At 66.6% G+C, this 20,722-nt stretch carries 20 protein-coding genes; 8 read left to right on the top strand and 12 right to left on the bottom strand.

The genetic code is table 11. From position 1 onward, the window contains the following. The 5 genes from DT069_RS11470 to DT069_RS11450 form a co-directional block, all read right to left on the bottom strand. Positions 1-451 (bottom strand): alpha/beta hydrolase family protein (locus DT069_RS11470; protein WP_425450163.1); only part of this gene is annotated, 451 nt, incomplete at its 3' end. Beyond that, entirely contained in the window at positions 444-2,114 is a 1,671-nt protein-coding gene (locus DT069_RS11465) for an ABC transporter ATP-binding protein (protein WP_119460437.1), read from the bottom strand. The genes DT069_RS11470 and DT069_RS11465, both read right to left, overlap by 8 nt. Continuing rightward, entirely contained in the window at positions 2,114-2,947 is an 834-nt protein-coding gene (locus tag DT069_RS11460; RefSeq protein ID WP_425450162.1) for an ABC transporter permease, read from the bottom strand. The genes DT069_RS11465 and DT069_RS11460 overlap by 1 nt, the downstream gene beginning before the upstream one ends. Before the next feature lie 14 nt (positions 2,948-2,961). Beyond that, the gene (locus DT069_RS11455) at positions 2,962-3,903 is read right to left on the bottom strand and encodes an ABC transporter permease (RefSeq protein ID WP_119460435.1); all 942 of its coding nucleotides are present in this window, start codon (positions 3,901-3,903) and stop codon (positions 2,962-2,964) included. A 45-nt stretch (positions 3,904-3,948) separates the two neighbouring features. Continuing rightward, the gene (locus tag DT069_RS11450; protein ID WP_425450161.1) at positions 3,949-5,079 is read right to left on the bottom strand and encodes a C45 family autoproteolytic acyltransferase/hydrolase; all 1,131 of its coding nucleotides are present in this window, start codon (positions 5,077-5,079) and stop codon (positions 3,949-3,951) included. 183 nt (positions 5,080-5,262) lie between these two features. On the opposite strand from DT069_RS11450, the gene DT069_RS11445 reads away from it, so the two are divergent. Further along, the gene (locus DT069_RS11445; RefSeq protein ID WP_162913142.1) at positions 5,263-6,183 is read left to right on the top strand and encodes a GntR family transcriptional regulator; all 921 of its coding nucleotides are present in this window, start codon (positions 5,263-5,265) and stop codon (positions 6,181-6,183) included. 60 nt (positions 6,184-6,243) lie between these two features. Then, positions 6,244-6,981, top strand: a complete 738-nt coding sequence (gene fhuF / locus DT069_RS11440; RefSeq protein WP_162913141.1) for a siderophore-iron reductase FhuF — start codon at positions 6,244-6,246, stop codon at positions 6,979-6,981. A 26-nt stretch (positions 6,982-7,007) separates the two neighbouring features. Here fhuF and DT069_RS11435 read toward each other — a convergent pair whose 3' ends face one another. Both DT069_RS11435 and DT069_RS11430 read right to left on the bottom strand, forming a co-directional pair. Then, positions 7,008-8,579, bottom strand: coding sequence for a S10 family peptidase (locus tag DT069_RS11435; protein ID WP_119460432.1), 1,572 nt, complete (start codon positions 8,577-8,579; stop codon positions 7,008-7,010). Between the two features lie 28 nt (positions 8,580-8,607). Further along, positions 8,608-10,089, bottom strand: a complete 1,482-nt coding sequence (locus DT069_RS11430) for a M20/M25/M40 family metallo-hydrolase (RefSeq protein WP_162913140.1) — start codon at positions 10,087-10,089, stop codon at positions 8,608-8,610. A 151-nt stretch (positions 10,090-10,240) separates the two neighbouring features. On the opposite strand from DT069_RS11430, the gene DT069_RS11425 reads away from it, so the two are divergent. Further along, positions 10,241-11,017 carry an alpha/beta fold hydrolase gene (locus tag DT069_RS11425; protein ID WP_119460430.1) on the top strand — a complete coding sequence of 259 codons (777 nt, stop codon included), beginning with the start codon at positions 10,241-10,243 and terminating at the stop codon, positions 11,015-11,017. Positions 11,018-11,095: 78 nt separating this feature from the next. Beyond that, a complete protein-coding gene (locus DT069_RS11420) occupies positions 11,096-11,593 on the top strand; it encodes a PAS domain-containing protein (protein WP_119460429.1) in 498 nt (165 codons plus the stop codon). Positions 11,594-11,637: 44 nt separating this feature from the next. Here the strand turns inward: DT069_RS11420 and DT069_RS11415 are convergent, their stop codons facing one another. From DT069_RS11415 to DT069_RS11400, 4 genes are all read right to left on the bottom strand, one after another. Continuing rightward, positions 11,638-12,123 carry a periplasmic heavy metal sensor gene (locus DT069_RS11415; RefSeq protein WP_119460428.1) on the bottom strand — a complete coding sequence of 162 codons (486 nt, stop codon included), beginning with the start codon at positions 12,121-12,123 and terminating at the stop codon, positions 11,638-11,640. A gap of 3 nt (positions 12,124-12,126) precedes the next feature. After that, complete coding sequence (locus tag DT069_RS11410) at positions 12,127-12,576, bottom strand: hypothetical protein (protein WP_119460427.1); 450 nt, start codon at positions 12,574-12,576, stop codon at positions 12,127-12,129. Then, the gene (locus DT069_RS11405; protein ID WP_119460426.1) at positions 12,573-13,163 is read right to left on the bottom strand and encodes an RNA polymerase sigma factor; all 591 of its coding nucleotides are present in this window, start codon (positions 13,161-13,163) and stop codon (positions 12,573-12,575) included. The genes DT069_RS11410 and DT069_RS11405 overlap by 4 nt, the downstream gene beginning before the upstream one ends. A gap of 114 nt (positions 13,164-13,277) precedes the next feature. Next, positions 13,278-13,766, bottom strand: coding sequence for an EF-hand domain-containing protein (locus DT069_RS11400; protein WP_162913139.1), 489 nt, complete (start codon positions 13,764-13,766; stop codon positions 13,278-13,280). Between the two features lie 215 nt (positions 13,767-13,981). On the opposite strand from DT069_RS11400, the gene DT069_RS11395 reads away from it, so the two are divergent. Together DT069_RS11395 and DT069_RS11390 are read left to right on the top strand one after the other, a co-directional pair. Next, positions 13,982-14,635, top strand: coding sequence for a DUF47 domain-containing protein (locus DT069_RS11395; RefSeq protein WP_119460424.1), 654 nt, complete (start codon positions 13,982-13,984; stop codon positions 14,633-14,635). Positions 14,636-14,643: 8 nt separating this feature from the next. Next, the gene (locus DT069_RS11390) at positions 14,644-15,645 is read left to right on the top strand and encodes an inorganic phosphate transporter (RefSeq protein ID WP_119460423.1); all 1,002 of its coding nucleotides are present in this window, start codon (positions 14,644-14,646) and stop codon (positions 15,643-15,645) included. 22 nt (positions 15,646-15,667) lie between these two features. Here DT069_RS11390 and DT069_RS11385 read toward each other — a convergent pair whose 3' ends face one another. Then, the gene (locus DT069_RS11385) at positions 15,668-16,243 is read right to left on the bottom strand and encodes a TetR/AcrR family transcriptional regulator (RefSeq protein ID WP_119460422.1); all 576 of its coding nucleotides are present in this window, start codon (positions 16,241-16,243) and stop codon (positions 15,668-15,670) included. A gap of 138 nt (positions 16,244-16,381) precedes the next feature. Between DT069_RS11385 and DT069_RS11380 the strand changes: the two genes are divergently transcribed. Together DT069_RS11380 and DT069_RS11375 are read left to right on the top strand one after the other, a co-directional pair. After that, the gene (locus DT069_RS11380; protein ID WP_119460421.1) at positions 16,382-17,485 is read left to right on the top strand and encodes an efflux RND transporter periplasmic adaptor subunit; all 1,104 of its coding nucleotides are present in this window, start codon (positions 16,382-16,384) and stop codon (positions 17,483-17,485) included. Positions 17,486-17,490: 5 nt separating this feature from the next. Then, the gene (locus DT069_RS11375; RefSeq protein ID WP_119460420.1) at positions 17,491-20,562 is read left to right on the top strand and encodes an efflux RND transporter permease subunit; all 3,072 of its coding nucleotides are present in this window, start codon (positions 17,491-17,493) and stop codon (positions 20,560-20,562) included. The last annotated feature ends 160 nt before the right edge of the window (positions 20,563-20,722 follow it).

Here is a 20,722-nt window from a genome sequence, read left to right as displayed (position 1 = left end):
GGTCCGGATGCAGGTACAAAAACCGGTGCGTGAAGTGCCCGCCGCCCGAGAACCCGTAGAGCAGGAACCGCTCCCCCGCGAGCCGGTAGCGCTCCCGCACCTCCGCCACCATCGACAGCAGCAGGCGGTCGAAGGCGAGGTCGTGATAGCGCAGGAGCTTGTAGTTGGAGAGTTCGTAAGGCTCGACCAGGCCGGCGGGGAAAAGCGGTGCCAGAATGATGACGCCCTGCTCTTCGGCGAACTTAGCGAAATCGTCGCGATAGGCGGCGGCGAGACGTCCGGTGCCGTGCATGATCACGAGCAGGTCATAGCTCGCCGTTCCGTCGATCGCGTAGTCGCGCGGCACATAGAGGCAATAGGAGACGCGCTGGTCCGCCTGGCAGGCGAAGAACGGCGTCGCTCCCACATCGTAGTAGCCGAGACGGCGGCCGGCGAGGCCGTCCTTACCCAAGGTTTCTTTCCTCTCCGGCGCGAATGTCGGCGTCCCCGAAGCTGCGATCGAGCAGCATCGCGGCGTCGAGCAGGGCGCGGGTGTAGGAATGCTGCGGCCGATCGAAGACCTCGTCTCGCGTGCCGGTCTCGACGATGCGGCCCCCCTCCATCACGGCGACGCGATCGGCCACCTGCTCGACCGCACCGAGATCGTGCGACACGAAGAGGCAGGCGAAGCCATAGCGCTCCTGCAGCCTGCGGAAGAGCGCCAGGATCTGCTTCTGCACGGTCATGTCGAGTGCCGAAACCGGTTCGTCCGCGACGACGAACGCCGGCCGACGGACGATCGCGCGCGCGATCGCCACGCGCTGGCGCTGCCCGCCGGAGAGCTGATGCGGAAAACGCCCGGCATGCTGAGGCTCGAGCCCTACATCGGTCAGCATCTCGATCGCCCGTGCCTTCCGCTCGCGCCGCGAGAGGTCCGGCAGAAGGCGCAGCGGCTCCTCGATGATGTCGGCCACCCGCATGCGCGGGTCGAGCGAGGAGAAGGGGTCCTGAAAGATCATCTGGATGTTGAGCCGCTGCGCGCGGCCGTCCCGCCCGGCGCTGCTGCCGATCGGCCGGCCGCGAAACCGGATCTCGCCGCCGCTCGGGCGGACAAGGCCGGCGATGGCGCGCCCCAACGTGGTCTTGCCGGAGCCGCTGGCCCCGACGAGCGCGAGGGTTTCCCCAACAGAAATGGTAAGCGAGACGCCGCTGACGGCCCGCGTCCCCGCACCCTGCGAGAACAGCCGGCGGCGGCCGGCATAGTCGACGACGACGTCCTGAAGCGCGAGCAGCGGTGCCTGGTCCGAAGGCGCCGGCGCCCGGGCTGCGCCGCGGCGTGGAAGCGCATCGATCAGGCGGCGTGTATAGGCATCCTGCGGCGCCAGGAGGACGCGCTGCGTGTCGCCGATCTCGACGGCGCGACCCTGCCGCATCACCACGGCGCGCTGCGCATAATGCGCGACCATGCCCAGATCGTGGCTGATCATCAGCACGGCGGTGCCGTTCTCGCGCGTCAGCTCGGTCATGAGCTGCAGGACCTCGCGCTGTGCCAGGGTGTCGAGCGCCGTCGTCGGCTCGTCGGCGATGAGCAGCGCCGGCTTCAGGAGCATGACCGAGGCCAGCATGATGCGCTGGCGCATTCCGCCCGAGAACTCGTGCGGATAGGCGGCGAGGCAGCGCTCGGGATCGGCGATGCGGATGCGCTCGAGCATGGCGAGGCAGCGCGCGCGGATCTCCGATGCCGGCAAACGCTTGTGCAGTCTCAGCCCCTCGGCCATCTGCCGGCCGATCGTCATCGACGGGTTGAGCGAGACCATCGGTTCCTGAAAAACCATGCCGATGCGCGCGCCGCGGATGCGGCGGAGGGCTTGCGGATCGAGCCGGGCGAGGTCGACGCCGTCGAAGCCGATCCGCCCGGCGGAAATGACGAGCGGTGAGGGCAGCAGGTCCAGCACGGCGCGTGCCGCCATGGTTTTGCCGCTGCCGGATTCGCCGACGAGGGCGAGGATCTCGCCGGCGGCGAGAGAGAAGCTCAGATCCTCGACCACCGCAGGCCCTTCGGCGCCGACCCGCACCGTCAGCCGATCCACCTCCAGAAGCGAAGGGGCCCCGTTAAACGTCGCCGGTGTCGTCATCAGCGGCGCATCCTGGGGTCGAGGCGATCGCGCAGGGCGTCGCCGAGCAGGTTGATGCCGAGCAGCGTCACCGAGATGCAGAGCCCAGGGAAAATGACGAGCCAAGGCGCCTGCCCGATATAGGGTCGCCCGGTCGCCAGCATGTTGCCCCAGGTTGCCGCGGGCGGCGGCACGCCGAGGCCCAGGAAGCTCAATGCGCTCTCGGCCAGAAGGACCCAGCCGAACAGGCTCGTCGCGAGGACCGTGATCGGCGCGATGCAATTGGGCACGATATGGCGCGCCATGGTGACGAACTCCGAATTCCCCATGACGCGCGACGCCTCGACATATTCGAGCTCGCGGATCGACAACACCACGCCGCGCACGACGCGCACCACCGTCGGCATATAGGCCAGCCCCAGGGCGATGATGATGCCGTTCCGGCTGGCGCCGAACACGGCCATGATGCCGAGCGCCAGGAGAAGACCCGGAAAGGCCAGAAGCGCGTCGTTCGCGACCATCATCAGGCGATCGGCCCAGCCGCGAAGGAACCCGGCGATGACGCCGATCGCCGTGCCGCCGATCGTCGCGAACAGGACCGTGGAGAGGCTGATCCAGCTGCTGGTCCGAGCGCCCGACATGAGGCGGCTCAGCACGTCACGGCCGAATTCGTCGGTGCCGAGCCAATGCGCGGCCGATGGGCCCTGCAGCCGGGCCATGATGTCGAGCCTGAGCGGGTCGTAGGGCGTCCACATCATGCCGATCAGCGCGGCGGCCACCACGACGACCATGATCACGCCGCCGATGATCCCGTTGGCCTGTGCGAACGAGAAGCCGATGGCGCGCGCGCTCACGCCGTCACCCCCTCTCATATGGTCACCCTGGGATCGAAGAGCGGGTAGAGCATGTCGACGATCAAATTCACGACGATATAGATGCCGGCGATGAAGAGCAGGCAGCCCTGCACCACGGGGTAATCGCGGGCATAGATGGAATCGACCAGCAGCCGGCCCAGCCCCGGGATGGTGAACACCGTCTCGATGACCGCAATGCTGCCGAGAAGGTTGCCGAGGATGAGCCCGATGATCGTCCAGGTCGGGGCGAAGGCATTCTTGAACGCATGGCGCCAGAGCACCGCCGGCTCCGACAGGCCCTTGGCGCGAGCATGGGTGATGTATTCGAGCTGCATCACCTCGATCGTGCTGGCGCGAGCCATGCGGGTGATTACGCCGGTCTCGACCAGAACCAGGGTGGCGACCGGCATCGCGATGTAGAGCAGCGCCGCCCAGAAGTCCTGGCCGAAGGACACATAGCCGACGACGGGCAACCAGCCGAGCTGCAGTCCGAAGAACAGTAGGAGCATGAGGCCGAGCCAGAAGCTCGGGATCGAGAGAAGCAGCGTCGCGCCGGTGATGATGCCGAGGTCGAGCGCGCCTTTCTGTCGCCAGGCGGCGATCATGCCGATCGGCACGCCGATCAGCGCCGCGATCCCCACCGCGAGCAGCACGATCGTGGCGCTGACCGAGAAGCGATCGAAAATGAGTGGCAGAACGTCCTGGCCGGTGTTGATGGAGCGGCCGAAATCGCCGGACAGGACATTGCCGAACCACATGGCGAACTGCACCGGGATCGGCTGATCGAGGCCCATCTGCTTGCGCAGTGCCTCCACCTGTCCCGCGCTGGCGAGGTCACCCAGCATCAGCGATGCGGGGTCGCCCGGAACCAGCCGCATCAGAACGAACACGGTGACGGCGACGATGAGGAGCGTCGGGATCGCCATTGCTAGGCGCTGCAGGACGAAGCGGAGCATCCCCGGGGCCTCTTCGGAGTTCCGCCGGCTATAAGCTTCCGGCTGTCAGGCGGCGTCGCGGCATCGCGGCGTCATCTCCAGCTTATAGGTGGTGAAGCTGCGATTGAGTGCCGGCAGCGGCGCGATCTCCATGATGCCGGCGGACGGCTGCATGATCACCATCGCCACGGTGGCCGAAAGATTGCCGCGCGCATTCGGTTGCGGCGGGCGGCAGACCGCATAGGGCGTTCCGAAATCATCGGACAGCGCCGCTTTCAAATCCTCGCGGCCGAGCTTTCCGTGACGGGCCGCCAGCGCCTCGCGCACCCGGACGTCGCGGTAATAGCTGTCCGGCGTGCTCGAGATGCCGACCTCCTTCAGCTTCGCCAGCGCGACCGGGCTTACCCAGTGGTTGGCGTGGACCAGGAGGTCCTGCTCGGGATAAAGCGCGAAGGCCTCGTCCGGCGCGCATTCGAGGTCGATGGCGAAGCCGTCGACGTGACTCAGCATCATATTATTGGAGCCCGACTTCGGCGTGGTCGCGACGGCGCGGATCGCATGGGCGAAGTGCTGGCTCTCCAGCGCACGACGGCGGATCAGCGGCAAGGGGATGCCGAGCGCGCGGTAGTCGCGATCGGACTCCAGATAATTTGCCGTGATGGCGACGCCCGCGGCATTGAAGCCGTTGCGCGCGAGGCCACCCGCCTCGGTGAAGGTCAGGAGATCCGGTCCGTCCTCGCGGCGGATCTGCAGGACGATCCCGGTATCCGCGCATTCGGCGCGCCAGTCCCAGTTCTGTCCGTGGATGATCACGCCATCGGCGCTCGCCTTCGGCAGGATCACCGCGCCGGTGCAGCCGTCCGCGTCGTCATCGGGAAGACCAATTTTGCGCCGCGCAAGCTGAAGCACTTCGGTGCGCGCATTGACGAGGGCCACTGCGGCGAACTCGCACCCGGCGCCTTCGGCAATCCCGCGCATTTCCTCCACGAGGTCCGGCGCATAGGATTCCATGGTCGGCACGAAGCCGTCGACAAGCCGCCGCACCTCCGCCCAGCCGCATCCTAGATCCTCGAGCTGCCCGGAATAGAGGTCGACGGAGCGGGCGATGCGGTCCGATGCCGCGGCGCCGTATTGCCTGCCGCGCTCGAACGGCTCGCCGCTGACGACGACGAGGGGGAAGGGGGAGGGCTCCGTCATTATCATGGCTTCTTGCTGCGGCATCAGGCGACCACTATAAAGAATTTTGATCGACTGAAAAGCGCTTTTCGGCATAGCGGGCGTTGCGGAGCGGCCTTTCGTGTCGCGAAAGCTCGCGCCCGGTCATCCACCGGGGCTATGTTAGGCGCTCTTAGGGCGAGTCGGTTCGAGAAGGGCGTCGGGATGAGCGGTACCGCCAAGACTCTGGTGCGTTCCAGTCCCCTGCAACGGGAGCTGGCGCGGCAGATCATGGAGAAGATTCGTGACGAGGGATGGAGCCCGGGCGCGCGGCTCTCCGAGCAGGGCCTCGCACAGGCGCTGGGTGTCTCGCGTTCGCCCGTTCGGGCCGCGCTGGAACTCCTGACCGAGCATGGGCTGGTCGGCCCGCTGCCGAAGCGCGGCTTCGGGCTGCTGCGCTGTCCGGACGGGGTCGATGTCGTCAAGCTGATCCCGAAATCGGAAAGCGAGGAGGTCTATGCCGCCATCATGGCCGACCGCGCCAATGGCCGCCTGCCGCAGGAGGTCTCGGAGGCCGAGCTGATTCCGCGGTACGGGGTCTCGCGCGGGGTGGTGCGCAAGGTGCTGATGCGCTGCGCCGCGGAAGGGCTGGCGCAGCGTCTGCGCGGCCATGGTTGGCGCTTCGTCGACACGCTGGAGAGCCATGAGGCGATCACCGAGAGCTATGAGTTCCGCATCGTGGTGGAATGCGCCGCCTTGCTGTCCCCGGCCTTTCGCGTCGATCCCGATCGGTTCCGTCAGCTGCGCCGCTCGCATGAGGAGATTCTCGCCCGAACCACCCGCAGCATCGGCAGCGAGGCTTGGTTCCGCGTCAATGCCGCGTTCCACGAGACGCTGTCGGCCTGCTCCGGCAATCGTTTCTTCCTGCAGGCGATCCGACAGCAGAACAGCTTGCGCCGCCTGCAGGAATATGCGGCGTTCCAGCGGCTGCCGCGGGAGCGGGTCGAGCAGTCCTGCCGTGAGCATCTGGCGATTCTCGACGCGCTCGAAGCCGGTGACGCCGAATGGGCTGAGGCCATGATGCGGCGTCATCTGCGCCAAGCGGCGGCCGTGCCGGGTCCGTCTCCCGCGCGTCCGGTCGATTGACGCCGGGTCGCGAATCTGATTTTTGCATTCGCAAAAGACAAAAGTGTTCGGATGTATCGCGTGACAGAGGATGTTGTCGTCCCCTATTTGCGTTCCGGGTCGCTGCCGTCCGGTGAAGAGGAACTGGGGCTCCGCACCCTGCTTGCGCCCGGCGAGCTTGCGGCCGCCCTTGATCGCTACAGTGTAAAATGGGGCGCCGACGCCTGTCGGCAGGCAAGCGCATCGTTGTGGAGCAAGTCGCTCTTTGCCGCGCTGCTGCCCGGGCCGACATGGCTCGCCTTGACGGGACGCGCGATACCGGCCGAGCCCAAGCTTGCGGTTGCCGGCGGGGTGCCGGAGGGATTCGTGGTTCCGGCCCCGTCGGGCCCTTGCGGCGATCCCGATGCAACCAGCCTTGCGGCCTTTCTCATCGGGCCGGTCACCGGGTCCGTTGCTGCGCTGGTGTCGGCAAGCGGCCTCGCGCCTCGCGTCTTCTGGTCGAATGCCGCGAGCATGCTGGCCTGGCTCATCGAGAGGTTCGAGGCCATTCCTGAAACGGCGGAGGCGGCGCGCGGCTTTCGAGCCGCGATATTGAACGCAGGCTCCTTGCCCCCGCATGGGGTCGTCAATCCGATGGCCAATCTGATCGGCTATGTGCCGACAGCGGTGCCCGGTTATCCCGGTGTCACGCGGCGGCGGCGCGTGTGCTGCCTATGGGACCGCCTGGAGGCCGACCAGCTCTGTGCCAGCTGTCCGAAGATCGATCCGGCCGACCGCGAGGCGCAACTCCTCGCCGCCATGTCGGTCGGCAAGGGCTGACCGAACTCGTCGGGCGAACCGGCCGGTCACGTGCCAGCCAGGGCGCTCTCATACAAAGCTTCCAGATCTGCGGTCAGTTTCGCGCGCTCGGCGGGGCGCATATACATCATATGCCCGCCCTCATAGACGCGCAGGCGCACATTTGCTGTGATCTCGTCGGGCAGTTGCATCCGGTCGATCAGCCAGACCGACGCGAAATAGGGCGTGACCAAGTCATAGGCGCCATGCGCGACCAGCACGCGCAGCGACGGGTTGAGCGCCAGGATCGATTCCAGGGCACCCATCACGCCGGCGTCGCTGCGGGAGCCGCCATCGTCATCCCACGTCCAGTTCCGCGACACCGCTCGATTGAGCAGGCGGTAAGGCACGTCGCTCTCATAGCCGAGTTCGCTTCGGGCGTAGGCGTTGAAGGCCGTCGCGTAGGGCGCGATGAGACCATCCAGCATCGGGTCGGGGCCGAGCTGCGATTCGTCCGGATTCGGGTCGGGGCCGCTGATCGACGCGTCATAGATGCTCAGCGCGCGATACTGGTCGCGCAGTAGTTCCTTGGCGAAGACGCTTCGCGGGATTCGGCCGTCGTGGCGCCGGACCAGATCCTCCGGCAATCCCGTCAGTGCGGCGACCTCGCGGTAAATGGCGGCGAGTTCAACGCCGCCCGGGCGATCCAGGGCCGACAGGGCGAGCAGATAGTCGGTCAGGGCGAACCGTTCCACCTCGGCAGGCGTTGCCGCGGGAACCTTCCGTTGGGCTTGCGCTGCCGCGGCCATGGAAGGCAGATGCAGCGCCCAGGGCAGCACCTCGTACTCACCGCCATAGGTTATCGACAGCTCGAGCGCCGGCGACACCAGGACCAGGCCGCTGACATCGACGCCTTCATTGCGCTGCAGGGCCTTCGCCATCAGCACTGCGCGGAACCCGCCATAGCTCTCCCCCGCCAGGAACTTGGGGGACGCCCAGCGTCCGTTGCGGGTCAGCCACAGGCGCACGATCTCGCTCAGCGCGTCGACGTCGCTGTCCACGCCCCAGAACTGCCGATCGGCGTTGCGCTTGTCCCCCGTCGCGCGGCTGAAGCCCGTTCCGACCGGATCGACGAAGACCAGGTCGGTGAAGGCCAGCCAACTCGCCGGATTGTCCTCCAGCCGAGCGGGCGGGCGCGGCACGGTGCCGTCCGCGTTGGTCACCAGGACCTTCGGCCCGGCGGCGCCAAGCATCAGGAAGGCGGAGGCCGCCCCGGGACCGCCATTGAACAGGAAGGTGACGGGCCGGGTCGCGCTGTCCATCGCCTCGGCGGCATAGGAGACGACGAAGATGTCGGCTGTCGTCTTGCCCGTGCGATCGACGATCGGAAGCGTCTCGGCCGTCGTCCTATATCGGATCCGGCGTTCGTCCGGCAGGGCGAGGATGCCGGACGAACGCCCTACCGGTGCGGGTTCGAGCCGGGCGGGTTCGGGTGCGGCCGCGGAGGCCGGCTCGGTCTGCCCGGCGGCCTGCTCGTTCGGCGACTCGGCCCGTGCGGGCGGGCTCGCAACCAGGAGGCCGGGGACGAGCGCAAGAGCGGCCATCAGGCCACGCAGGCGCTGGAGCGACAGGGTCGGCATGGGCCCTCCTTCCGAACTCGAAAACCGGTCAGGCGCCGGGCGTGGCGCCGTGCTCCGCAGCCCTGAGGTCGCGTCGCGGCCATGGCTTCTGCGCCAGAGCCAGGACGGCATGGGCAACCGCGTCGGACATCTCTTCGATTGCCTGGCGATTGATGTTTGCGACGGTATCGCAGGCGCGATGATAGCAGCGATCGTGCGGCCCGCCCGCGACTCCGCCGAACAGCGCCGCCTCCTCATTGCTCATGCGCTCCATCGAGCCGCTATAGAGACCGCCCGTCGCGACCCCCTTGGCGGCGAAGGGAGCGTGATCAGAACTCTTGTCGGCGTCCGTCGGTGCCGCCGCCAGGCGGACCGCATCGAAGTAGTCTTGGAATATCCGCTCGATCTCTGCGCCGCCGCTGGGTGCATCGGCCTGATAGACGAACCGGCCGTAATTGGGCGATCCGAGCATGTCGAAATTGAGCACGGCGGAAATCCGGCTCAGCGCCTTGGCCGAGAGGCTGTCGACATAATGCCGCGAGCCGACCAGGCCGACCTCCTCGGCGCCCCAGAAGGCGAAGCGGAGCCGGTTCGCTGTGACGGTGCCTCGTTCGGCAAGCTGCAGGGCCGTCTCCAGGATGACTGCCGCGCCGCTGCCATTATCGTTGATTCCCGGGCCGGCCGGGACGCTGTCGAGATGCGCTCCCACGAGGATGATATGGTTCGGATCGCCGGAGGGTGCCTCCGCGATCACATTGTGCGTCCGACGCATGCCGCTGCGCGCCTGGACCGACAGGCGGATCTCGACGGTACCCGCCGCCGTCGCCGCGGCGAAGCCTTCCCCGCTGGCGTAATCGATGCCGACGACCGGCAGGTCGGCGGGCGCCGAAAGCTGGCCGCGGAACGCGCCGGTCGCGTCGCCAATGCCCGTATTGACGATCACCACCCCGGTTGCTCCGGCCGCTGTCGCGTTCTCGACCTTGACCTGGAACCGGCAGGTCCCGCGGCGGACCAGCGCGACGGCGCCCGGCGGGAACGCGGCGAAGTCAGCCGCTTCGCAGCCGCTGGTCGACCGCTCCGCCGGCTCGCCCGGTGTCACACCCAGATCGACCGGCGCCAGGGGTGCCTCGATATCGCCGGTGCCCGAATAGGCCAGCGTGCGCGTCTCGCCGATGGTAGGCGGCGCTCCCGGCGCGGTCGTGACGGTCAGAGCCGGTGGGGCGATTTCTTCGAAATAGGGAAACTCGAATTCCTGCAACGCGACGCGATAGCCGGCGGCGCGCAACCGATCGGCGACATAGGCGGCCGAGCGGTCATAGCCCGGGGAGCCGGCCGCGCGGTGGCCGCCGTTCTGGTCCGCAATGTCCTGGAAAGCCTGCAAGTGATGAAAGACGGCATCGCCGGTCACGGCCTCCCGAAGCGGTGCCGTGTCCGCCAGGGTCGCCGTTTCGGCCGAAAGTGCTGTGGCGAGCATCACGGCCGCTGCCACGGCCGTCGACACGGCCCCTAGGTTACGGAGGATCCTATTCATCTGGATATGCTTGCGGCTGAGGTAATGTCCGGACATCCTTTCGAGTGCTCGAATTGCAGGATCCGCTCCGAGCCCTGCTGAACGCCCCCTCGTTCCGTCTCTATATGATGACGGATCGAGAAAACGCCACCACCACTTGAGGTATCGGAGAATGGCTGTCGCACTTGCCGCGGTTGAACAAGGGGCCGGCCCGCCGGTCGTGATTCTGCACGGGCTGTTCGGTGCGGGCCGCAACTGGACGATGATCGCGAAGCGGCTTGCCGCGACGCACCGGGTCTATGCCTTGGATCTGCGCAACCATGGCGCTTCGCCCTGGGCCGACAGCATGCGCTATGCCGAGATGGCGGAGGATGTTCGCGCCTTCCTGCAGCAGCACGGGATGGACAGGGCTACGCTGCTCGGGCACAGCATGGGGGGCAAGGTGGCCATGCTCACAGCGCTGTGTCACGGTGGGCGGGTCGACCGGCTTGTCGTCGTCGATATTGCGCCGGTGTCCTATCCGCCGACCTACCTCCCATATGTTCGGGCGATGCGGGCGGTCGACCTCTCGGCGTCGACCCGGCGCAGCGAAATCGAAGAACAGTTGCGCGGACCGGTTCGGAACCAGATGGTGCGCCTGTTCCTGCTGCAGAATCTCGTTGCCGAGGATGGGCGGTTCCGCTGGCGGGTCAATCTGCCGGTCCTTGAGGAAGCCATGGCCGGTCTGTCCGATTTCCCGGAACTTCCTTCGGATCGGACCTATGGCGGGCCGGCCCTGTTCATCGCCGGCGGGCGCTCGGCCTATGTCGGCGAGGCGCAGCATCCCGCCATCAAGCGCCTGTTCCCGAGCGCCGAGATCGTCACCCTGCCGGAGGCGGGGCACTGGATCCATGCCGAGCAGCCCGAGGCGTTCCTCGAAATCGTGCGTCCGTTTCTCGGGGGATCATGATCCAGAAGCCAAGTCGGCGCAGAGTTCGGATAAGTTCTATTAGACTCTCTGCAAGATATCGCGCTTAAATACTACTCAATGAGCCAGACCAGGGCAGGGGATCGAAGCGAGCCGTACCGGCGATATGTCGCGCCCGAGTTCCTTGAGCATTGTCATCCCAGGATCGCAGCGTTCTACCGCTACTGGGACGGCAAGCGGCAGAACCGGCCGATGCCGTCGCGCGCGGACATCGACCCGGCAGAGATCATCGGGTTTCTTCCCGGAGTCGTCCTGGTCGATGTCGAGCGCGATCCGTTCCGGCTGACTTACCGCCTGGTCGGCACGCGCGAGGTGGATGCGCGCGGCTACGACCCCACCGGCAAAAGCGTCTTCGAGCACTGCATCGGCGTCGACCCGCAGGAGGTCATCGAGAACTATCGGCTCGTCGTCGAGGACAAGCGGATCGTCTTCGACCCGGAAGTGATCCGCTCGGCCGAGGTCCAGCTTGAGGAGGTCGGCTGTCTCTATCTGCCGCTTTCGACCGACGGCGAGACTGTCGATATGGTCCTGATCTACTCCCATCACCGCATGATCTAAGCAGCCAAGCGCCGGCGACCCGGTGCAATGGCCGTTGGACACTCTTATTCCCGTCGTCTTTGCCGTACCGTCAGCAGCTCCGCCACCGCGTCGCGCTCGTCTGCATCGAGGCGGGAGACGAGATCGGCCATAGTCGCTTGGGCAGCCGTGGCGACGTTCGCCTCGCGGTCGCGGAGCGTGGTGAAGGCGGCTTCCAGCCGTGTCCGGTCGAACGGGTCGGCCTTGATCGCTTCGGCGACCGCCCGCCGCGCCGCGAACAAGCCGCGCAGATTTTCGCGAAACCGGGGGCGGTGCGCGTCCAGCGTCTCCTTGAGGATCACGCGGCCGCTCTCCGGCAGGACGGCGTGCAGTTGCCGCGGATTCGGCATACCCATGATGCGGGGCGGACGGTGATGATGAAGGCCGAACGCGCCGGCAAGCCAGCCGCGATCCATGACGGCGCTAGCGGCGATCGCGCCGGCGCCGAAGAGGTTGAGGGCGAGCGACAGCACGAGCAGGACTCGCATCGGTTTCGACAGGCGGCCGGCCATGGATCAGTACTCCGCGAACTGTTCGTCCAGCAGGGCAAGCTGCAGCAGGTCCGGATCGGACGCCCCGCCGGCGCCGTCGGACAGCAGGCTGCCGGCGGCGACCCCGAGCAGCAGCGAAGCCGCTAAAACCGGACCGGCCGCCCGAAAGCCGCCAAACTCGCCGCTGAATGCCCGCCACGCCTCGGCCAGGCGGCCGGCGAGGGATAGCGTCGCGGCGCGTGGCGCGGCCGCCAGAATGGCCGCACGCATCGTCGGCGCTGGCGCCGGTGCCGGCACCATGTCGAGCAGTCCGTCGAGCGCCGCAGCTCCCTCCAGCAGCGTCCGCGCCGCGGCGGAGTCGGCCAGCAGTGCATTCGCGGCGTCTCGCTCCGCCGCCGGCCAGCGGTCCGGCCGCGCGCCATAGGCGGCGGTGATCGCCTCGAACCGCTGCAGGGTCATCCGATCCGTCGTCATTGCAGCTCTCCCATCAGGTCCGCCGCCTCTCCGGCCAGCTGGTCCTTCAGCCGTCGGCGTCCGCGTGCGAGAAGAGATTCGAGCGCCTCGACGCTGATTCCCAGAACCTCCGCCGCCTCGATATTGCCCAGCTCCTGATAATGGCACAGCAGGATCGCGCTCCGCTGGCGGTCAGGCAGCCGGGCCAGCGCCGCTTCGATCCTGGCGGTCACGGCGGCGCGCTGCAGGTCGGTGCCGGGCGCGGCCTCCAGGCTCGGCGGATCGCCGGCCGCGTCGAGCGCGGTTTCGCGTCGCCGCCGAAGGCGGTCATGGCAGAGATTCAGCGTCACGCGGTGCAGCCAAGTTGAAAACCGGGCTTCGCCGGGACGCCACCGGCCGGCCTGTTGCCACGCCCGCAGGAACGTCTCCTGCGCAACCTCCTCGGCATCCGCGCGGTTCCCGAGCATCCGCCCAGCAAGGCCGAGGACCTTCGGGAGCAGGCGGTCGACCAGCGCCGCGCAGGCACGTGCATCGCCATCGCCGACCCGGCGCACCAGCTCCAGATCCGGGTCCTCGGCCGGCTCGCCGGTCGGCTGCGCACCCGCCAAATCGTCCTCCGGCCCCTCCGGCCCTTCAGGCCTATGTTTCGCATGGCCGCGGTCCTTCCATGATCTCCACGGAAGAGCCGTGCCGTGCCGCCATGTGCGATCCGACTTCCCGTCTTACTCGGAGGGTTCGGTCTTTGACCAGTGTCGAGCGTGCCCGTGCCGGCCATGCCTCATCTCGCGTCGCTCGATCGTTCCGTCGCCATTGCGATCGAACCTTGCAAGTCGCCAGGTCTGCGCGTCTTCGAACTCTTCGACACTCACCTTGCCATCACCGTCCCGATCCATCCGCGCCAGCCGCTCGGCCATCCGCTCGGCGCGCCGCTTCTCCCGATAGGCGTCGATCTCTTCAACCGTAATCGTGCCGTCCTGGTCGGCGTCGATCGCGGCGGCGCGTGCCGCCGCGGAGGCATCTATCTCGGCGCGGGTGATCGTGCCGTCCTTGTCGCTGTCCATCTGCAGCAGCATCCTCTCGCCCCAATGCCCATGCCGGGTGTCGGATGTTCCGGTGCGGTCGGCAGCGAGGCTGCCGGTGCCGACGAGGCCGATGAGGCCAAAGGTGGCGATCGCCAGCGGCAGCCGCGCGGATCCAAGGCGTTTCAGCATGTCTTGCTCTCTCCAGGTTACGGCGGCGCGATTCTCGCGCCGCTCTATCTTATCGAACGGGGAAGGCCGCCGATTCCGTCGCGAGCCGATTGGGATTTTTCGCGTCATGTGCAGGTACCCAAGTGCCGGCGCCGACGAAGGTGAGCAGCGTCAGCGCTTGCGGTTGCCGGAGAAGTCATCAGAATTTTCAGGGTGGGAAACAAGGATACGGACTGATGCGCCTGAATCTTTTCGGATTCCTGATGCCGAAAGAGGCGGCATTCATTGATCTCTTCGGCGAGCAGTCGCGCCTCGTCATTACGGCGGCCATCGAGTTGAAGGGGCTTATCGATGGCGAAGGTCGGCCGGAGGATCGCTTCGCGGCGATCCGCCGGATCGAGGGAGAGGCCGACGAGATAGCGAAGCAGATCTTTCTCGCTGCCGGCCATACCTTCAATGCGCCGCTCGATCGGGAGAACATCTTCGGCCTCGCCCACGAGCTCGACGACATCGTCGACCTCATCGAGGAGACGTCGAAGGAGATCAAGCGATATGAGGTCCGGGCTTTCTCGGAGGAGATGAGGGTGATGGCGGGCGCCGTCTCGGGAAGCGCCGACCTGCTTCATCAGGCCATCCCCCTGCTGGAGTCCGTGACGCGGGAGCATCAGAGGATTGCCGACCTCTGCGCGGGAGTCGGCCGGATCGAGGGCGAAGCCGACGTGTGCTTCGATGAGGGCCTCACGCGCCTGCGCGCTCAGGCGCGCGCCGGTGAGATCGATACGCTGGCTTATATCGACCTCAAGGAGATCTTCGAGCATCTCGAGGATGTCGTCGACAAGTGCGACGACGTCGCCAACCTGCTCCAGACTATCACGGCGAAGCACGTCTAGGACCGGCCGTGGAAGCGACAATCGGTCTGCCCATTCTGGTCGCGCTGATCGGCATCGCGCTTCTGTTCGATTTCCTGAACGGGCTCCACGATGCCGCCAATGCGATCGCAACGGTGGTTTCCACGCGTGTCCTGCGGCCGCGGACCGCCGTCATCGGGGCGGCGTTCTGCAACTTCATCGCCTTTACGGTCTTCGGCGTGCATGTCGCCACGACGCTCGGCACCGGGATCATCGATCCCGGCGTCGTCGACGCGCAGGTCATCTTCGGCGCCTTGATGGGGGCGATCGTCTGGAACGTGGTGACCTGGCGCCTCGGAATTCCGTCGAGCAGCAGTCACGCGCTGATCGGCGGCCTCGTCGGCGCCGGCGTCGCCAAGGCCGGGTTCGTCTCGGTCGTCTGGAGCGGCCTCGGCGTGGTCGCCGCCGGCATCGTGTTCTCCCCGTTTCTCGGCTTCGTTCTCGCGCAGTTGCTGGTCCTGATCGTGTCCTGGATTCACGTCCGCTCGACCCCTTTCGCGGTCGACAGCCGGTTCCGGGTGCTCCAGATCGCCTCGGCGGCGGCTTACGCGGTCGGCCATGGCGGAAACGACGCGCAGAAGACCATGGGCATCATCGCGGTTCTGCTCTTTTCGCAGGGCTATCTCGGCGCCGAGTTCCATGTGCCCTTCTGGGTCGTGATCGTCTGTCACGCCGCGATGGGCCTGGGAACCCTGGTCGGCGGCTGGCGGATCGTCCACACCCTGGGCTCGCGGATCACGCATCTGAAGCCGGTGCAGGGCTTCTCCGCCGAAACCGGCGGCGCGATCACGCTCTTCCTCGCTACCGGGCTCGGCGTACCGGTTTCCACGACGCACACGATCACCGGCTCGATCATCGGCGTCGGGGCCGCCCGGCGGACCGCGGCGGTGCGCTGGCACGTCGCCAACGATATCCTGATCGCCTGGATCGTGACGATTCCGGCGGCCGGTCTCGTGGGGGCGATGTTCTACGAACTGGTCGGTCTCCTCTGATTTCGGGACTGGTGCCGGAGAGTCAGGGGGACGGCCGGGGCGGGTCGGCGAGTTCCCTGATCCGCTCGATGAGGCTGACTCTCTCCTCGCTGCTCATCGGGCTCAAACCGAAGAGTTCCTGGAAGAACAGCCCCTCGAGCGCCATCCAGGCAACGAAGGCGAGGTCTGGCCGCTCCGACGTCGCCCGGATTTCGTTCGCCAGTTCCTCGTGATGCTCCCGCACCGGTTCGACGAGGGCCGGATCTTCCGCCATGGCCGCCAGCATGCTGCCGGCGGCGCGGCGATCGTGCGGCGGGCTGGAAAGGCGCTGCTCGACCAGCTTGCGAATCGCGCTGTTGAGTGTCGGCGGCCGATCCGCTTCAATCGCGTCGATTTCCTGGCGGCACTGCTCGATATAGCGGCGGACTAGGTCCTTGAGCAGCGCCTGCTTGCTCGGAAAATTATAGAGCAGGCCGCCCCGGCTGATCCCGCTCTTTTCCGCCAGGGCCTCGAAGGTCAGGTGCCCAGCCCCGGATTCGAGGACGATTTCCAGCGCCGCATCCAGCGCCCGCTCCTTCGAGCTCGGCCGGCCCCGCCGGCGTGCCGTCTCTTCGTTCATATCACTTGAACCTTCCTTTCGTACGATGCCGCTGGCCTCTTGAAAAAACCGGATATCCGGTACATATATTGGCCCGCCCAAGCCGCCGGTTCAAGCACCGCGGACGGTGGCCGAGCCTTTCAACCTACGAGATTCCTCATGATCAAGCGCTTCGTGATTGCCCTCGTCCTGGTGGTTCTTCTGTGCGGCGGGCTGATCGGCTTCAACGTCTTCCGTGACCAGGCGATCGCGAATTACTTCGCGAACATGCCGGTGACCGCGGTCACGGTTTCCGCGACGGTGGTGGAGCCGGTGACCTGGAACCCAGGGATTGAGGCGATCGGCACCGCCAAGGCCTCGCAAGGCGTCGACGTCGCGATCGAGGCGAGCGGGGTTGTGCGGTCGATCGCGTTCGAGGCGAACGGCCGGGTGAGCAAGGGCCAGCTTCTGGTCCAGATCGACGACGCCGTCGAGCGGGCCGATCTTCTTGCCGCGAAATCCGCGGTGGAGCGCGACCGGACGCAGCTCGAGCGGGTGCAGACCCTGCGGCGGCGGGGCACGGCGGCGGCGGCGGCTCTCGATGAGGCGCAGGCTGCGCTGGACGTCTCCCGGTCGGCTCTCGAGCGTCTCAAGGCGGTCCTTGAGCAGAAACGGATCGAGGCGCCGTTCGCCGGTGTCATCGGCATTCCCCGGATCGACGTCGGCGCCTATGTGCAGCCGGGCCAGCTCGTCGCTACGCTTCAGGATATCGATACGATGAAGATCGATTTCTCGGTGCCGGAGCAGCGTGTCGGCGCCTTGTCGATCGGCCAGACCGCCGCCTTCGGGGCCGAGGCCGGCGCGCTCGACTTCCATGGCCGAATCACCGGCATCGAGCCCAAGACCGATCCGACGACCCGTCTCGTGGCGGTTCGGGCGGAAGTGCGGAACCCGGAGGGTCGGCTCCGGCCCGGACAGTTCGTCCGCGTCCGCGTCGACCTTCCCGAGGAGACCGGTGTGATCGCCGTCCCGCAGACGGCCGTAATCGCCAGCCTCTATGGCGACTATGTCTTTGTGGTCCAGGATGGTGCGGAGAAGACGCAGACGGTCAGGCAGGTCTTCGTGAAGACCGGGCGGCGCAACGGTGGCCTGATCGAGGTCGTGGACGGGCTCGAGCCCGGCTCGACCGTCGTCACCTCGGGGCAGAACAAGCTCGACAACGGAACCGTCGTCAGCATCGACAACACTGTGAACCCGGCAGAATTGGCCGCCGCAGCGAGGTAAGGTCCATGGGTTTCACCGAGCTCTTCATCCGTCGCCCGGTCCTCTCGACGGTCGTCAGCCTGCTCATCCTCCTGCTCGGCGCGCAGGGGATGATGAACATGTCCGTCCGCCAGTATCCGGAAGTCGACGAGACGGTCATCACGGTCACCACCGCCTATCCCGGCGCGAGCGCGAATCTGATGCAGGGGTTCATCACGACCCCGGTCGCGAAGGCCGTGGCGAGCGCCGAGGGCGTCGATTATGTGACGTCGAAGAGCATGCTCGGGACGAGCACCGTCTCGGTCCATATGCGCCTCAACACCGACCCGGATAAGGCGCTGACCGAAGTCATCGCGAAGACCCAGCAGGTCCGCGGCGAGCTCCCGGAGGATGCCGAGGATCCCATCGTGCAGAAGGGCACCGGCCAGTCCTTCGCCCTGATGTATCTGGCCTTCACCAACGACCGCATGACCCCACAGCAGGTGACGGAATACCTGACTCGGGTCATCCAGCCGCGGCTCTCGACGGTCGACGGGGTCGCCGACGCGCAGGTGCTCGGCGGCCAGACCTTCGCGATGCGGGTGTGGATCGATCCGATCAAGCTCGCCTCGCGCGGGGTGACCGCCGCCGAGGTGGCGGCCGCGATTCGCGGCAGCAACTTCCTGGCCGCGCCGGGCAAGACGAAGAATGACCTCGTCGCCTATGCCGTCGAAACCGAGACCACGCTGCAGACGCCGGAATCCTTCGGCGCGCTCCCGATCCGCGCCGACGGTGACGACGTCGTGCGCCTGCGCGACGTCGCCCGCGTCGAGCTCGGCAGCGAGAACTACGAGGTGAAGGTCTCCTTCAACGGCGAGGACGGCACCTTCATCGGCATCTTCCCGACGCCGGCCGCCAACCCGCTCGACATGGCGCAGGCGGTGCGCGACATCCTCCCTTCGATCCAGGATAGCCTGCCGGAAGGCATGAACGTCCGGATCGTCTATGACGCCTCGACCTTCATTCAGGCTTCCATCGAGGAAGTGTTTAAGACGATCGGCGAGGCCGTCCTCATCGTCGTCCTGGTCATCCTACTGTTTCTAGGGTCTTTCCGGTCGGTGGTCATTCCGATCGTCACGATTCCGCTGTCGCTGATCGGGGTGTGCTTCTTCCTCTATCTTCTCGGCTATTCGCTCAACACGCTGACGCTGCTCGCCATGGTTCTGGCGATTGGCCTTGTCGTCGACGATGCGATCGTGGTGGTCGAGAACATCCATCGCCACCTCGAGGAGGGGTTGAAGCCGATTCCGGCGGCGATCAAGGGCATGAAGGAGATCACCGGACCGGTGATCGCGATGACCGTCACGCTGGCCGCCGTCTATGCGCCGATCGGCTTCGCGCAGGGTCTGACCGGCTCGCTCTTCAAGGAGTTTGCCTTCACCCTCGCCGGTGCCGTCGTCATCTCCGGCATCGTCGCTCTGACATTGTCGCCGATGATGTCGTCGCGCCTCCTCAACGCCCATGGCGAGCATGGCGGAAGCCGGTTCCAGCGGATCGTCGACCGGAGCTTCGATCGGCTGGGCAACTGGTACGGACGACGCCTGACCGGGTCGCTCAACTACCGCTCGATCACCCTGTTCGTCGTCGTGGCCCTGCTCGGCACGATGGGGTACCTTTTCCTGAAGACGTCGTCGGAGCTTGCTCCGGAGGAGGATCAGGGCGCGCTCTTCGCGATGGTTCAGGCGCCGCCCTACGCGACCTCGGAATACACCACGCTCTTCATGAACGAGTTCGCGGCAATCAACGATCGTCTGCCGGAGCGCGACGCGTCCTTCACGATCTCCGGCATGGATGGCGGCGCGTCCGGCATCGCCGTCTGGACCTTCAAGCCCTGGGGCGAGCGCGAGCGCAGCCAGCAGGAGATGCAGCAGCAGATCCAGGCCGAGCTCGGCCAGGTCGCCGGCGTGCAGTCCTTCGTCTTCGCGCCGCCATCGCTTCCGGGCTCCGGCGGCGGTATGCCGATCCAGTATGTGATCCAGTCGACGAGCTCGCCGGAGCGGGTCTATGAGGTCGCCGAGACCATCCGCCAGAAGGCGCAGGCGACGGGCCGCTTCATCATGGTCCAGAACTCCCTGTCCTACGAATCGCCGCGGGCACGGGTCATCGTCGATCGCGACCGGGCGGCCGCGCTCGGCGTGGCGATCAGCGAGATCGGAACGACCCTGAACGTTCTGCTCGGCGAGAGCTGGGTCTCGAAGTTCGATCGCGACGACCGGAGCTACGACATCATCCCGCAGGCCGAGCAGGAATACCGGCTGAATCCCGAAAGCCTCGGGCGCTATTACGTGCGCAGCGCCAGCGGCGATATGGTTCCGCTGTCGGCGGTCGTCCATATCGAGACCGGCGCGGCGCCGGCGGCGATCGAGCAGTTCAACCAGCTCAATGCCGCGACGCTGTCGGCCATTCCGATGCCGGGCGTGACGTCGGCCGAGGGTCTTCAGGTCCTCCGGGACGTGGCGCAGGAGACGATGCCGTCAGGCTTCTTCGAGGATTTCGCCGGCGAATCCCGGCTGACGATCCAGGAGGGAAGCTCGATCGCACTCGCATTTGGGCTCGCGGTCATCGTGATCTACCTGGTTCTGGCGGCCCAGTTCGAGAGCTTCCGCGATCCCTTCATCATCATGATGTCGGTGCCGCTGTCGATCTTCGGCGCACTGATCCCGCTGAACCTGGGCCTCGCCACGCTCAACATCTACACCCAGGTCGGCCTGATCACGCTGGTCGGGCTGATCACCAAGCACGGTATTCTCATGGTCGAGTTCGCCAACGGCCTCCGCGCGCAGGGAATGAGCCGTCGTCAGGCCATCGAAGAGGCGGCGAGGGTGCGCCTTCGCCCGATCCTGATGACGACGGCGGCGATGGTGCTGGGCGTTTCGCCGCTGCTGATCGCCAACGGTGCCGGCGCGGCCGCGCGCTTCTCGATCGGCCTGGTGATCGCGGCGGGACTGGCGATCGGGACGCTGTTCACTCTCTTCGTCGTTCCGATGTTCTACAGCTTCGTCGCGAAGCCCGACCCAAGCGAGAAGGACGTCCCGTCGGCCCTGCCCGACACCGTATGACGGTATTCGTCCGGTGGCGGCCTCGCCCATCGCGTGCCGCCGCCGGACGCTCGTCCAGATGCGTCTCTTTGACGCACAGACCCGATCCGGCATTCCCACGACCGAAAAGAAGGCGCTAGTCTGAACGACAAGCTCGTCAGCGCCTGACGAACGCTGCGCC

It is taken from the genome of Virgifigura deserti, from assembly GCA_003576685.1.
Classification (GTDB): Bacteria; Pseudomonadota; Alphaproteobacteria; order Dongiales; family Dongiaceae; genus Virgifigura; species Virgifigura deserti.
Note: the sequence above shows the minus strand (reverse complement) of the source record. Positions and strands in the feature narration are given on the sequence as shown.

Excerpts from the sequence above, each read along its gene's own strand:
- DT069_RS11450 (WP_425450161.1), bottom strand. The coding sequence starts at position 5,079 with ATGACGGAGCCCTCCCCCTTCCCCCTCGTCGTCGTCAGCGGCGAGCCG.
- DT069_RS11385 (WP_119460422.1), bottom strand. The coding sequence starts at position 16,243 with ATGAACGAAGAGACGGCACGCCGGCGGGGCCGGCCGAGCTCGAAGGAG.
- DT069_RS11375 (WP_119460420.1), top strand. The coding sequence starts at position 17,491 with ATGGGTTTCACCGAGCTCTTCATCCGTCGCCCGGTCCTCTCGACGGTC.
- DT069_RS11415 (WP_119460428.1), bottom strand. The coding sequence starts at position 12,123 with ATGGCCGGCCGCCTGTCGAAACCGATGCGAGTCCTGCTCGTGCTGTCG.
- DT069_RS11395 (WP_119460424.1), top strand. The coding sequence starts at position 13,982 with ATGCGCCTGAATCTTTTCGGATTCCTGATGCCGAAAGAGGCGGCATTC.
- DT069_RS11420 (WP_119460429.1), top strand. The coding sequence starts at position 11,096 with ATGAGCCAGACCAGGGCAGGGGATCGAAGCGAGCCGTACCGGCGATAT.
- DT069_RS11435 (WP_119460432.1), bottom strand. The coding sequence starts at position 8,579 with ATGCCGACCCTGTCGCTCCAGCGCCTGCGTGGCCTGATGGCCGCTCTT.
- DT069_RS11430 (WP_162913140.1), bottom strand. The coding sequence starts at position 10,089 with ATGAATAGGATCCTCCGTAACCTAGGGGCCGTGTCGACGGCCGTGGCA.
- DT069_RS11410 (WP_119460427.1), bottom strand. The coding sequence starts at position 12,576 with ATGACGACGGATCGGATGACCCTGCAGCGGTTCGAGGCGATCACCGCC.
- DT069_RS11445 (WP_162913142.1), top strand. The coding sequence starts at position 5,263 with ATGAGCGGTACCGCCAAGACTCTGGTGCGTTCCAGTCCCCTGCAACGG.
- DT069_RS11380 (WP_119460421.1), top strand. The coding sequence starts at position 16,382 with ATGATCAAGCGCTTCGTGATTGCCCTCGTCCTGGTGGTTCTTCTGTGC.
- DT069_RS11425 (WP_119460430.1), top strand. The coding sequence starts at position 10,241 with ATGGCTGTCGCACTTGCCGCGGTTGAACAAGGGGCCGGCCCGCCGGTC.
- DT069_RS11455 (WP_119460435.1), bottom strand. The coding sequence starts at position 3,903 with ATGCTCCGCTTCGTCCTGCAGCGCCTAGCAATGGCGATCCCGACGCTC.
- DT069_RS11400 (WP_162913139.1), bottom strand. The coding sequence starts at position 13,766 with ATGCTGAAACGCCTTGGATCCGCGCGGCTGCCGCTGGCGATCGCCACC.
- DT069_RS11465 (WP_119460437.1), bottom strand. The coding sequence starts at position 2,114 with ATGACGACACCGGCGACGTTTAACGGGGCCCCTTCGCTTCTGGAGGTG.